This is a genomic window from Colwellia sp. 6_MG-2023 (assembly GCF_030547765.1).
In the GTDB taxonomy this organism is placed as follows: Bacteria; Pseudomonadota; Gammaproteobacteria; order Enterobacterales; family Alteromonadaceae; genus Colwellia.
Map to the genome: position 1 here is coordinate 1 of NZ_JAUOPP010000016.1, position 13,048 is coordinate 13,048.

General features: G+C 36.2%; 11 protein-coding genes. 9 read left to right on the plus strand and 2 right to left on the minus strand.

The annotated features are described in order from the left end of the window. Nucleotides 1-1,367 precede the first annotated feature (1,367 nt). The 6 genes from metK to lysA all read left to right on the plus strand — a co-directional run bounded on the left by metK (nucleotide 1,368) and on the right by lysA (nucleotide 7,155). Nucleotides 1,368-2,555, plus strand: a complete 1,188-nt coding sequence (metK, locus tag Q4503_RS11285) for a methionine adenosyltransferase (protein ID WP_303602330.1) — start codon at nucleotides 1,368-1,370, stop codon at nucleotides 2,553-2,555. 194 nt (nucleotides 2,556-2,749) lie between these two features. Beyond that, on the plus strand, nucleotides 2,750-3,496 hold the full coding sequence (gene rsmE / locus Q4503_RS11290; RefSeq protein ID WP_303602331.1) for a 16S rRNA (uracil(1498)-N(3))-methyltransferase: 747 nt from the start codon (nucleotides 2,750-2,752) through the stop codon (nucleotides 3,494-3,496). Nucleotides 3,497-3,543: 47 nt separating this feature from the next. Further along, nucleotides 3,544-4,515 carry a glutathione synthase gene (gene gshB / locus Q4503_RS11295; protein ID WP_215971247.1) on the plus strand — a complete coding sequence of 324 codons (972 nt, stop codon included), beginning with the start codon at nucleotides 3,544-3,546 and terminating at the stop codon, nucleotides 4,513-4,515. A 94-nt stretch (nucleotides 4,516-4,609) separates the two neighbouring features. Beyond that, nucleotides 4,610-5,272, plus strand: a complete 663-nt coding sequence (locus tag Q4503_RS11300; RefSeq protein ID WP_303602332.1) for a YqgE/AlgH family protein — start codon at nucleotides 4,610-4,612, stop codon at nucleotides 5,270-5,272. Next, the gene (gene ruvX, locus Q4503_RS11305) at nucleotides 5,272-5,718 is read left to right on the plus strand and encodes a Holliday junction resolvase RuvX (RefSeq protein ID WP_159818804.1); all 447 of its coding nucleotides are present in this window, start codon (nucleotides 5,272-5,274) and stop codon (nucleotides 5,716-5,718) included. The genes Q4503_RS11300 and ruvX overlap by 1 nt, the downstream gene beginning before the upstream one ends. A gap of 162 nt (nucleotides 5,719-5,880) precedes the next feature. Next, nucleotides 5,881-7,155 (plus strand): diaminopimelate decarboxylase, encoded by a 1,275-nt coding sequence (gene lysA, locus Q4503_RS11310; RefSeq protein ID WP_303602333.1) that lies wholly within the window; start codon nucleotides 5,881-5,883, stop codon nucleotides 7,153-7,155. A 149-nt stretch (nucleotides 7,156-7,304) separates the two neighbouring features. On the opposite strand, the gene Q4503_RS11315 is transcribed toward lysA, so the two are convergent. Continuing rightward, complete coding sequence (locus tag Q4503_RS11315) at nucleotides 7,305-7,649, minus strand: rhodanese-like domain-containing protein (RefSeq protein ID WP_215971250.1); 345 nt, start codon at nucleotides 7,647-7,649, stop codon at nucleotides 7,305-7,307. 38 nt (nucleotides 7,650-7,687) lie between these two features. After that, nucleotides 7,688-7,894, minus strand: coding sequence for a DUF2892 domain-containing protein (locus Q4503_RS11320; protein ID WP_303602334.1), 207 nt, complete (start codon nucleotides 7,892-7,894; stop codon nucleotides 7,688-7,690). A gap of 186 nt (nucleotides 7,895-8,080) precedes the next feature. Between Q4503_RS11320 and Q4503_RS11325 the strand changes: the two genes are divergently transcribed. The 3 genes from Q4503_RS11325 to Q4503_RS11335 are packed head-to-tail and all read left to right on the plus strand — an operon-like array spanning nucleotide 8,081 to nucleotide 13,006. Then, nucleotides 8,081-8,386, plus strand: coding sequence for a helix-turn-helix transcriptional regulator (locus Q4503_RS11325; RefSeq protein ID WP_303602335.1), 306 nt, complete (start codon nucleotides 8,081-8,083; stop codon nucleotides 8,384-8,386). Nucleotides 8,387-8,426: 40 nt separating this feature from the next. Continuing rightward, nucleotides 8,427-11,873 (plus strand): efflux RND transporter permease subunit, encoded by a 3,447-nt coding sequence (locus Q4503_RS11330; protein WP_303602336.1) that lies wholly within the window; start codon nucleotides 8,427-8,429, stop codon nucleotides 11,871-11,873. Between the two features lie 8 nt (nucleotides 11,874-11,881). Beyond that, a complete protein-coding gene (locus Q4503_RS11335) occupies nucleotides 11,882-13,006 on the plus strand; it encodes an efflux RND transporter periplasmic adaptor subunit (RefSeq protein WP_303602337.1) in 1,125 nt (374 codons plus the stop codon). Nucleotides 13,007-13,048: the final 42 nt, after the last annotated feature.

Genomic DNA, 13,048 nt, shown 5'->3' on the forward strand with positions numbered 1-13,048 from the left:
ATTTCAACAACACTTAAGAATAAACTTCCGCGCCACCTCTAGAAAAGCACACGGTGTTCAGAGCTACGGTTTACTGCAGCACTCTGGAAGAGCCTTCCTAATATATATAATTTCAACAACACTTAAGAATAAACTTCCGCGCCACCTCTAGAAAAGCACACGGTGTTCAGAGCTACGGTTTACTGCGGCACCCTGGAAGAACCTCTTTATATTAGTTAAGTAGTAATAGGTAATCAAAACAAATTTCCGCGCTATCTCTAGAAAAGCACACAATGTAGAATAGTATGGTCAACTTCGCTACCTAGGTAAAAATTTTCTCCTTATACTTATAAGTAGACAACCTAATAACCACTGGCAAAATGAATGGTTATTTGTAATATAAAATCTTAACTCTTACTTTTATTATTCCCTTTAATTATTTATAAATTGATAGTTTACAGTCGTTAAATATTACCTTTAATTAAACGTGTTCAAATAGGCTTGAAGTTATTATTTAAGCTGCTATATTGGGCCTATGAAAACACCTATTTCAGTATTTTATTATATTTTATTTTTAGGGAGCTTTGCCCTAAAATTCCCCGTTTAAACGAGCGTACCTTTACGCTCGTCTGTATTTCCAGATAAAAACTAAACGCACAGCATTTATTTAATGGTTCTTTTTAAGTTCGCTTAATAAAGAAGGCTTAATTGTATCCATATTTTCTAGATCTGTTTATTTCATAAAATATTTAGCTAACTCATTATAACTATCTAAGGAGGGTATTTTATTTGATTTATTTTCTATAATTTTTAGTTTTTTGCAAAAAACATACGTAATTAATCTGTAATTTATTATTAGGTGATAATATGTCTAAAAATGAAAAGAAAAAGCCCGTATTAACGTTAAAAGAAAAACGTAAATTGAAAAAAGAATCAAATACTACTCAAGTAGTAAAACCGAGAAAAAGAAAAGGTTAAATTTACTGGGCGCCAATTGTAGTGGCGCCCTTTTATTTTCTTTTCCACAAAATAACGTCAACGACCGCTGATTCGCTAACGACTACTCAATTGAGTACCTTTCTCTATTTTATATACCCTGCCTCAACAAAAAGTAAATTTAATAAAAAGTGCATAAACCCCATAAATTACTACGTAAACAGTTGTAAAATAAATAAATTTCATATTTTTCATTATAAATTTAATGATTTATACTTTAAAAGATTAAAGCCATTTAGACGTCTAGGCGTAAAAAAGATAGAAAAGTGATTCCTATAATAGTAAACTGCATCTATATATTGTATTAATGTTAATTTTTATCTTTTTTATCTACTTTTTAAATAACTATTTACTAAGCGAGATAGGTTAAAGATTTAAACTGTTGAGGTTTTATGTCTACACACTTTTTTACTTCTGAGTCCGTTTCTGAAGGACACCCAGATAAAATTGCCGATCAAATTTCTGATGCGGTTTTAGATGCTATTATTGCGAAAGATAAATTTGCACGTGTTGCGTGCGAAACAATGGTTAAAACTGGCGTTGCTATTATTTCTGGAGAAGTAAGTACTAATGCATGGGTTGATTTAGAAACCATTACTCGTAATGTTATTAGTAATATTGGTTATACATCTTCCGATGTCGGCTTTGACGGTGAAACTTGCGGCATTATGAATTTAATTGGTCAGCAGTCACCAGAAATAGCGCAAGGTGTTGATCGCAGTAAGCCGGAAGATCAAGGCGCTGGAGATCAAGGATTGATGTTTGGTTATGCTACCAATGAAACTGAAACGTTAATGCCTGCACCATTATATTATTCTCATCGTTTAGTTGAACGTCAAGCTGAAGCCCGTAAATCGGGTATTCTTCCTTGGTTACGTCCTGATGCTAAATCACAAGTAACCTTTATCTATGAAAACAATAAACCTGTGGCAATTGATACTGTTGTTCTTTCAACTCAGCATAACCCTGATATTAAACAAGAGGATTTAGTTGATGCAGTTATGGAAAATATTATTAAGCATGTGCTTCCTGCTGAGTTGTTAACTAAAGATACTAAATATCACATCAACCCAACAGGCCGCTTTGTTATTGGTGGCCCAGTAGGCGATTGTGGCCTAACAGGTAGAAAAATTATTGTTGATACTTATGGCGGCATGGCGCGTCATGGTGGTGGTGCTTTCTCAGGTAAAGATCCATCAAAAGTGGATCGTAGTGCAGCATATGCTGGTCGTTATGTTGCTAAAAATATTGTAGCTGCAGGTTTAGCTGATCGTTGTGAAATTCAAATATCATATGCTATAGGTGTTGCTAAACCTACATCAATTTCTATCGATACCTTTGGTACAGGTAAAGTAAGCGAAGAACGCTTAGTTGAACTTGTTCGTGAACACTTTGATTTACGTCCTTACGGCATTACTAAAATGTTAGATTTATTACATCCTATGTATCAACAAACAGCTGCGTATGGACATTTTGGTCGTGAACCTTTTGAAATGACTGTAGGTGACGATACATTTACTGCATTTAGTTGGGAAAAAACGGATAAAGCTGATGATTTAAGAAAATCAGCTGGAATTTAGTTAAAAGCTTTATTCATTAAAAACTGAAACAAAGTAATAAAACCAGCACTTGTGTATAAGCAGTGCTGGTTTTTTGCTTTTCTTCATTGAAAAACAAATATAGTACTAAATAGTTCATAGGGAGTATTGTTTTTATCATTTATGCCCTTATCTTTTAACTATATAGTCCCATACATTAATTAGTATTAACCAGCATGCCTAAAACACGTATTTACCAAGATAGTGAGCTAACTTTAAATGACACAGTGAAATTATCTGATGATGCCTTCGGTCATATTGTCAGAGTGTTACGTTTATCAGAAGGCGATACTGTTGCCCTGTTTAATGGTAAGGAGGCTGTACAATACACCGCCCAATTAGTCGATGTAAAAAAGAAAGAAGCAAGTGCAAAAATCATCGAACAAAAAGTAATAACAAATGAATCTCCAATAGATATTCATTTAGGGCAAGGTATTTCTCGTGGCGATCGTATGGACTACACTTTACAAAAGTCAGTAGAACTAGGGGTTAGTAAAATTACGCCATTATTTACTGAGCGTTGCGGAGTAAAGTTATCAGGTGAGCGTTTAGCAAAAAAACATGACCAATGGCAAAAAATAGTCATTAGCGCTTGTGAACAAAGTGGTCGTTGCATAGTGCCAGAAGTTACAGAACCTATGTATTTAGAAGATTGGTTAGCACAAGAAACAAGCTCGCTTAAATTAAACTTACACCCTAAGGCTACACATTCTATTATGACATTACCCGTTGATAGCACTGAAAATGCGCTTCAGGTTAGGTTATTAATAGGTCCTGAAGGTGGATTAAGTGATGAAGAAATAAGCAAGGCGAATACAGCTGATTTTCAAGACATATTACTTGGTCCTAGAATTTTAAGAACAGAAACTGCGGCACTAACCGCAATAACGGCATTACAATGTCGTTTTGGTGATTTAGCATAAATCATTACCAAGTTACTTAACTAAATAACATACAGATAGGATATAAAATGACAATAGAACAACCTAAAACCATAAAGCTCGGTATCGTAATGGATCCTATCAGTGAAGTTAAAGTAGCTAAAGACTCTTCTATGGCGATGATGCTAGAAGCACAGAAGCGTGGCTATGAAATTTACTATATGGAAATGAAAGATTTATATCTAGATCGTGGTCAAGCTCGTGCAAATACTCAGAGAATAAAAGTATTTGATGACGCTAATCATTGGTTTGAATTAAGCGACCAACAGGATATTCCACTGAGTGATCTTGACGCGATTTTAATGAGAAAAGATCCTCCTTTTGATACTGAATTTATTTATGCCACTTATATGCTTGAGCGTGCAGAAGTAGAAGGTACATTAATCGTCAATAAACCACAAAGTTTACGTGACTGTAATGAAAAGTTATTCACTGCTTGGTTTGCAAACCTAACTCCTCGTACTTTAGTTACCAGAAATGATGTTCAAATTCGCGCTTTCCATCAAGAATTAAAAGATATTATTATTAAGCCACTAGACGGCATGGGTGGCTCTTCTATTTTTCGTATAAAAGAAGATGATGCCAATGTAGGTGTCATCATAGAGACCTTAACTAATCATGGGCAACAGTACGCGATGGTACAAGAATATATGCCTGAAATAGTTGAGGGTGATAAACGTATTCTTATTGTTAACGGTGAACCAATGCCTTATTGCTTGGCCCGTATTCCTGCTCAAGGAGAAACTCGTGGTAATTTAGCTGCAGGTGGCCGTGGGGTCGCACGTCCGTTGAGCCCTAGCGATAAGCTCATTGCCGACACTATTGCGCCAGCGCTTAAAAAACGCGGTTTATTCTTTGTTGGTCTAGACGTTATTGGTGATAAGGTTACTGAAATTAACGTCACTAGCCCAACGTGTATACGTGAAATAGAAGCAGCTTACCCCATTAATATTAGTGGTAAATTAATGGATGCTATTGAAGACAACATCCGTAAAAAATAAACTTAATATTTTACTCTTATCAATTTAGATAAAATATTATTTAGCATATGTAGTGTAAACTTTCTGTTTAAAACAATCTATAAAAGGTAAATAGATGAAAAGCTTAGAGAATCAATTTTTAATTGCTATGCCATCATTAGCCAATGACTATTTTAATAAAACCGTAACTTACATTTGTGAGCATAATGACCAAGGTGCTATGGGCTTAATTATCAATATGCCAGTCAATATCACCTTACATGATTTATTAAAGCAAATTGAAGAGAATGATCGAGAAGAAAGCAATAAAAATATCGCCAACCAGAGCACTGATGATGCATCTGAACAATCACTTGCACATCCCCTCATGTCTGAAACAGATAACGATAGCGACAACATCTTAGTAGATATCAGCTTAGAGCAACCCGTACTTTCTGGCGGTCCTATATCTCAGAACCGTGGTTTTGTTTTACATCAAACACAACCGGGTTGGAAAAGCTCTTTAGCGTTAAGTGAAGACATAATGATCACCACCTCGAAAGATATTTTAATGGCATTAGGTACAGATAAAGCACCTGAGCAATTTATGGTAACCCTAGGCTATGCCGGTTGGGGTCCAGGCCAACTTGAGTCGGAATTAAAAAGTAACGCTTGGCTAACAATTGATGCTGACAGTGATATTTTATTTAACACACCAATTGAACTACGTTGGAAAAAAGCGACACAAAAACTCGGAATAGATATTGCGCATCTTTCTTCTGAAATTGGCCATGCATAATGACTAAAAAAATAACAAAAGAAATAGGTCAACGTACCATTATTGGTTTTGATTTTGGTAAAAAGTATATTGGTGTAGCTGTCGGTCAAGAAATCACAGGATCTGCTTCGCCATTAGGATCGGTTAAGGCGACTGATGGAATTCCTCATTGGGATTCCTTATCAGTATTTTTAACAGAGTGGCAACCAGATTTAGTTGTTGTTGGTTTGCCTCTTAATATGGATGGTAGTGAACAACAATTAACGAAAGATGCTCGAAAATTTGGTAATAGACTTGCTGGACGCTTTGGTTTAAAAGTCGAATTTCAAGATGAAAGATTGACGACAGCTGACGCAAAAGAACAATTATTTGCACGTGGTGGCTTTAAAAATTTGAAAAAAGATAATATCGATGCAGAATCGGCAAGGCTAATTATTGAAAGCTTCTTCGAGCAAAGCTATCAATAATAGCTATTCAATAACTCACTAGTTTACTTAACAGTTAGCGACTTGAATAAACATCAAGAATAAGATAAATGTTCTTCAGCTATACTGATATCTTTGTATAAAAACTTTGTTGAAATACTTAGCTGGCAAACCTTACTAAAAAACTATACTGATGGTAATCAAATGACTACACAAAAACACTTCTCGCACGTTAATGGAAAAATGCTAGTAGAAGATATTCCACTTAGCGATATAGCAAAGCAAGTAGGCACACCTTTTTACTGTTATTCAAATACAGCTATTAGCGAAAATTATAAAGATTACCAACAAGCATTCTCTACGGTATTGCCTGATCAAGACACACTTATTTGTTACGCAGTTAAAGCAAATGGGAATCAAGCCGTTTTATCAACATTAGCGAAATTAGGCTCAGGTGCAGATGTTGTATCAATAGGTGAAATACGCCGAGCACGTGCCGCAGGTATTCCAGCGAATAAGATTGTTTATTCCGGTGTAGCAAAAGTTGAGCCGGAAATAGAATATGCATTAAACGAAGGTATTTTTCAATTTAACGTTGAATCAGAGCCAGAGCTAGAACTCATCAGCCAAGTTGCTGTTCGTCTAAATAAAGAAGCCGCTATTGCCTTTCGTATAAACCCGGATGTTTGTGCGAATACGCACGCTAAAATTTCTACCGGTAAAGCTGAGAATAAATTTGGTGTTCCTATTAGTAAAGCTCGCATTGCATACAATAGAGCGGCTTCGCTTCCTAATATAAAGGTACAAGGGGTTGATGTTCATATTGGCTCCCAACTTACCAAACTTGCTCCTTTTGAAGAAGCTTACAAGCGTATTGCCCAGTTAATTATTGATTTAAGAAGTGATGGTCATAACATTAGCGTTGTTGATATTGGCGGTGGTTTAGGTATTACCTATAATGATGAAGTGATTCCAAGTAAAAAAGAATATGCTTCAATAGCCAAAAAGCAGCTAGGTCATTTGAATTGTAAAATAATAATTGAACCAGGACGCTCTTTACTCGGCAATGCCGGTATTTTAGTTGCTAGCGTTGTGTATGTTAAAACAGGTGAAGAACGCCAATTTCTTATTTTAGATGCAGGCATGAATGATATGATCCGCCCAAGTATGTATGAAGCTCATCATGAAATTTTGGCAGTTGATCAAAGCCAAACTGCACTTAAAGCGTATGATGTGGTTGGCCCTGTTTGTGAAACAGGTGACACCTTTGCCAAAGCACGCCAAGTGCATGAGTCAAAATCAGGTGACTTAATTGCTATTATGAGCTGCGGAGCTTATGGAGCAGTAATGGCGTCCACTTATAATACACGTATGCTAGCACCCGAGATTATGGTAAAAGGATCTGACTTTGCCGTTGTCAGAGCACGACCTAATTATGATGAAATCATAAACGCAGACTCTGTGCCTAGTTGGGTATAACGATAAGTTACCATGTAAATACAGCTAGAAAAATAAAGTTCAATAAAGAGATAAGTTACGTAACATTAAATATTAGTAGACTGTTTCGTAACTCATCCTTTGCAACTATCCTTTTGTAGCTAAAAGTCTCATCTAGGCTATTACAATGATTAAAATACGCAACAAACATCATCAAGCATACAAGTAACAACCCAAACATTTTTGTAACCAACACGATTCAGTTGTTCTGCAGCAAATGTAGCTCTAGCTCCTGTAGCACAATGAATAAAAATAGCTAAATTCTCATCTGGATACATTTGCAACATTTTCATTTCTAACAATCCGCGAGGGATATTAATAGTACTATCTCCTGACCTTTCAGCGAACTCTGCAGGCTCTCTCACATCAATAATAATACCATTCTCAAGCTTGCATTTTACTACAGCATCGGCTGCAGTTATGGTATTAAGTGATTGTCTTGCCTGAGCAATAACTTCAGGAATTGTTTTTAACATATTTATATCCTCAATTAAATTTTTTACTCTATTAATGGTTATCTACATTCAGTATTACTGTCTTTCAAACCTAGCTTTTTTAAAACAATCATCATTAAACACCACTTGCTGAATGCGGATTGTAATAAATTAAAACCAATAAACGCAGTAAACCATACCCAATTTGGGGAGTGATATTGTGTAAGCAGTAATGAAACTAGAATCATTACGCTTACGATCAAACGAAATACATCATTCACTGTCATGATCTTATCCTTGTAATCTCTATAGCGGTTATCACTTTTTATCAAATATATTTTCTTAATATAAAACAACCTTTAAATTAGATTATACTAAATTAACTTTATCTTATATAATGTATATTAGCCTTTACTAAATTAAAGTACAATAGTAGACTAAAATAAAATTAACGGATGAAATTTGTACAAAATATGAAAGCAGATCAAAAAAAGTTACTGGAAAGTGCGCAGCATGTTTCAACAATACTTAAGCAACTTTCTAACCCTTATCGATTAATGGTGTTGTGTTGTTTAGCTGATGGCGAGCTAACCGTTGGAGACTTGAATGAACAAATAGATTTATCACAATCGGCATTATCACAACACTTAGCAAAATTAAGAGAAAGTGAAATAGTAGCAACTAGACGTGAATCTCAAACAATTTATTATCGAATTGCCAATCAAAAAATATCGTATTTATTAGACGTTTTACAAACACAATTTTGTGAAGATATCTAAGTTATTGCCATTGCTTCTATCGAAGGAAAGTTAACTAAACATGCAAACACCAAGCAACTTAACATCGACATTGCTAAAAAGAACATTAAACAGCAAAATACCTTTCATCTTGCTAATGTTATCTATAATCGCCGGCATAATGGCATTGAACTATACGCCACGCGAAGAAGAGCCACAGATTGTGGTACCTATGATAGATATTATAGTCAGTGCCCCAGGGGTCAATGTTCAACAAGTAGAACGACTCGTCACAACACCGCTAGAAAAATTATTATCACAAGTAACTGGGGTTGAGCATGTTTATTCAGTTACCAACAATAGCCAAACTATAGTCACTTTACGATTTCACGTTGGCGAAAACCGTGAAAAAGCATTACTTAATACCTACAACAAACTTCACTCCAATACAGATAATATTCCCTCTATTGTCAGTAATTGGCGTGTGAAACCCATAGAAGTAGATGATGTACCTATTGTTATGCTCGGTTTATGGAGTAGCGATAGTGAAACAGTAGACGACTACAGTTTACGTCGATTAGCTGAAGAAGTTAGCACCTTCTTACAAGCGATAGAAAGCACAAGTGAAGTGAATATTGTTGGCGGGCGCTCAAGAGAGATTCAAGTCAATTTAAACCCTGAGCAAATGACTGCCAGAAAAATAGCAATGAACGAAGTATTGAATGCGATTCACTCTTCAAATGCTTTACAGCATCATGGCAATATTACTTTAGAGAACCAATCTTTTCGTCTTGAAAGTGGTGATGTTTTCAGAGACATAGAAACGTTAAAACAAACGCCTATTAATGTTATTGATGGCAGTGTGGTGCTACTTAAAGATATCGCGACTATTATCGATGGACCCAGCGAGCAAAATAATTATACTTGGATTGACTTCGCTAACGAATATCAACAAGCTCACTACGCTTCTAACAACAGTTTACCGCAAGCAGCACACTTTCCTAATAATGGAGACCACCCTCTTGTGACTATCAGTGTTGCCAAGCAACGCGGTAGTAATGCTGTGCAAGTAGCACAAGCAGTACATGATAAAATTAATGAATTACAAAAAACGATATTTCCAACAAATGTTCATGTACAAACTTTACGTGATTATGGAGAAACCGCTAACGAAAAAGTAAACAACCTCACTACAAGTTTAGCGTTTGCCGTATTTACCGTTGTCGTTTTTATTGCTGTTTTTTTAGGTTGGCGTTCGGCTCTTGTCGTAGGTTTAGCAGTACCTATTTGTTATGGCATAACCTTATCGCTAGATTTACTCTTTGGTTACACTATTAATCGCGTGACACTCTTCGCTTTAATTCTTTCATTAGGTTTACTCGTTGATGATCCTATTACGGGTGTTGATAATATTGAACGTTACTTAAAAGAGAAAAGTGGTTCTTTGCAAGACAAAATTGTCGGTGCAATAAACGAAATTCGCGTGCCTTTATTAATGTCGACATTAACGATAGTACTAGCCTTTGTACCACTCGCTTTTATCACTGGCATGATGGGTCCTTACATGGCACCGATGGCGTTTAATGTACCGTTAAGCGTTATTAGCTCTACCTTAGTCGCTTTTTTAGTAACACCTTGGTTAGCCTCAAAATTTATCAAACCGAAAACAGCGACCAATTTAGCGATCGCCGATAAAGGTAATCAAGGCTTTGAACAATTTTATCGTCGTATACTAACGCCTTTATTAGATAACAGGAAAAAAGGTAAATTTGTTTTATGGCTAGTATTAGGACTGTTTATTATTGCTGCCATGCTACCTGTATTAAGGTTAGTACCACTTAAATTGCTCCCCTTCGATAATAAAAATGAAGTACAAATTATTATTGATATGCCAGAAAGCGCTACCTTAGAGCAAACCGCTACCATAGCAAAAACAGTATCAAATAAAGTGCAGCAATTATCTGAAGTAAAGGCGATCGCCGCTTATGTTGGTACATCTTCGCCTATCGACTTTAATGGTATGGTTCGACAATATTATCAACGACAAACTCCTTACATGGCTGATTTGCGAATAATATTACTTGATAAAACAGAGCGAGAACATCAGTCTCACGCGATTGTTTTAAGATTAAGAGAACATTTAAAATCCATTAACACCTCGCTTTTTAAAGAAAATGATATTCAAATAAAAGTAGTCGAAGTTCCCCCAGGACCACCAGTATTAAGTACATTAGTTGCTGAGTTATATGGTGATGAATTAACGCAATACAGTGAATTACAACAAGCAGCAAGCATAGTTAAAAAACGCTTAAAGCAAGAACCTCATGTGGTCGAGGTAGACTCTACTGTGGGTGATGACCAACCAAGATTACGCTTTATTACCGACAAAACCAAAGCAGCCTTATCAGGTATTTCAACACAAAATATTAACCAAGCTATCGCTGTTGCTAATAGTGGCACTGTCGCGGGGTACTTACATGTTAACGAAGAAGCAACACCTCTGGCCATTAATATTAAGCTTCCCATTGAGCAAAGAGAAACACTTGCCGATATTTATCGATTAACCATTAAAGGGCAAGCAGGCATAGTACAACAAACCACACCTCAAGGAATTGATATTTCACCTCAATCATTGGTATCGCTCGGAGAATTAGGTCAATTTGAGCAAGGTATCAGTGACAAAGTAATATTACATAAAGATTTAAGACCCGTGGTTTATGTCACAGCTGATATTTCCGGTAGAACCCCTGCTGCAGTGATTGCCGACATTAGTAGCGATCTACATTATCGTAATATCGAGGACAATATAGAGGAGAACTCCCCTGCTCTAGCTCAATCAAACGACTGGCAGAATCGTACTTTCTTAACAAGTGGTAGTGGTAACGCTTGGTATTTGCCTGACAATATCCACTTATCTTGGAGCGGTGAAGGTGAATGGCGTATAACCATTAGAGTATTTCGCGATATGGGTATTGCTTTTGCTTTTGCGTTAACGGCTATATTTATTGTATTAAGAATACAAACAGGCTCAGCAGCATTATCTGGCATTATCATGTCAGCTATTCCATTAACGGTTATTGGCATAATGCCAGGCTTTTTCATGCTAAACCAATTTGGTGAACGTACCATTGCCAATGCACCTGACTCGGTATTATTTACCGCAACCGCCATGATAGGCATGATAGCGTTAGCAGGTATTGTTGTACGTAACTCTCTAATTCTCATTGAATTTATCACTCAAGCACGAGATCGAGGCGAACCAATTAAAGAAGCTTTAATTCAAGCAGGTTCAGTACGTATGCGTCCAGTATTATTAACAGCAGGTACAACGTTATTAGGCAATTTAATTATAACATTAGACCCTGTATTTAGTGGCTTAGCCATTGCTATTATTTTTGGCATTATTTCATCCACAATATTTACTTTATTGGTTGTTCCTATTGTTTACTTGTTAGTTTTTGACAATGAAAATCAACGACAATCATCAACCCATTCACCATTAGAACAGCCAAATAAAGCGGTTATCTAGGAAAAAACATGACTCAAATTAACAACCCCAAAAGTACTCAAAAAAGTGCCCAGAAAAGCATTATAAAAAAATTACTACTACCGGTTATCGCCTTGTTCGCTCTGCTGCTAATGGTCGCTTGGCTCGCTGGTTCATTTGATGAGAAGATTTCTCCTTCACTGAACGAAGATATTAATCAAGTATCCAATATAGCTAATTTTGATAAAGCTAATACTTATACAGTCATTGAAAGATCTGATGCGATATTCGAACCAGTTGCAGCCAGCGTAGAAGCAAAACAAACCACTATTATTTCATCACGTATGCTAGCTCGAATAAATACCATTGCTGTGAGAGCGGGTGATAAAGTAAAAAAAGGTGATTTATTAGTTGAGCTTGAACAAAGCGATTTACAATCACAAGTACTACAAACAAAGCAAAACATTATTGCCTTACAAGCACGCTATAAAGAAGCTAAACAGAACTTTGAACGCTCAGAAGAATTACTGGCAAAACAACTTATTTCGACATTTAATTTTGACAAGGCTAATGCGGATTACCAAAGTATTGTCGCTGAGCTAACCGCAGCCGAACAAAGGTTATCCCAAGCAGAAACTACGCTAAGTTATGCAACATTAACTGCGCCAATAAATGGTCTCATTGTTGATCGCTTTGCACAACCTGGCGACACTGCACAAGCCGGTGCTAAATTATTATCATTATATAACCCGTTACTATTACGTGTAGAAGCACAAGTACGAGAGCAATTAGCGCTAACCTTAACTCTTGAACAGAAAATTGATATTGAATTACCCAGTATTAACAAAACGATTACAGGTGAAATAGAAGAAATAGTACCTGCCGCGAATACAGGTTCACGTAGCTTTTTAATCAAAACACGCATTAAACATAATGAACACTTATTACCTGGCATGTATGCTCGTATGTTGATACCTGCTGGAGAGCAAGTAAGCCTAACGGTTCCATTAGATAAAATATCTCATGTTGGACAACTCGATTTTGTTTGGCTGAATGTGAATGGCACTGTGCAACGTCGTTTTGTGCGATTAGGTAAAATACAAGCCAATAATATGGTTACGGTCATTTCAGGGTTACAAAGTGGTGATGTAGTATTTACCCCGCTCTCTAAATAATATTGGCTTAATGTTAGCCAATACTCTCATCATTTTGAGTAG

What these genes read in the sequence shown, in the direction of transcription:
- ruvX (WP_159818804.1), top strand. Translation starts at nt 5,272, where the DNA reads ATGACTAAAAAAATAACAAAAGAAATAGGTCAACGTACCATTATTGGT.
- metK (WP_303602330.1), top strand. Translation starts at nt 1,368, where the DNA reads ATGTCTACACACTTTTTTACTTCTGAGTCCGTTTCTGAAGGACACCCA.
- Q4503_RS11330 (WP_303602336.1), top strand. Translation starts at nt 8,427, where the DNA reads ATGCAAACACCAAGCAACTTAACATCGACATTGCTAAAAAGAACATTA.
- rsmE (WP_303602331.1), top strand. Translation starts at nt 2,750, where the DNA reads ATGCCTAAAACACGTATTTACCAAGATAGTGAGCTAACTTTAAATGAC.
- Q4503_RS11300 (WP_303602332.1), top strand. Translation starts at nt 4,610, where the DNA reads ATGAAAAGCTTAGAGAATCAATTTTTAATTGCTATGCCATCATTAGCC.
- Q4503_RS11335 (WP_303602337.1), top strand. Translation starts at nt 11,882, where the DNA reads ATGACTCAAATTAACAACCCCAAAAGTACTCAAAAAAGTGCCCAGAAA.
- Q4503_RS11315 (WP_215971250.1), bottom strand. Translation starts at nt 7,649, where the DNA reads ATGTTAAAAACAATTCCTGAAGTTATTGCTCAGGCAAGACAATCACTT.
- Q4503_RS11320 (WP_303602334.1), bottom strand. Translation starts at nt 7,894, where the DNA reads ATGACAGTGAATGATGTATTTCGTTTGATCGTAAGCGTAATGATTCTA.
- Q4503_RS11325 (WP_303602335.1), top strand. Translation starts at nt 8,081, where the DNA reads ATGAAAGCAGATCAAAAAAAGTTACTGGAAAGTGCGCAGCATGTTTCA.
- lysA (WP_303602333.1), top strand. Translation starts at nt 5,881, where the DNA reads ATGACTACACAAAAACACTTCTCGCACGTTAATGGAAAAATGCTAGTA.
- gshB (WP_215971247.1), top strand. Translation starts at nt 3,544, where the DNA reads ATGACAATAGAACAACCTAAAACCATAAAGCTCGGTATCGTAATGGAT.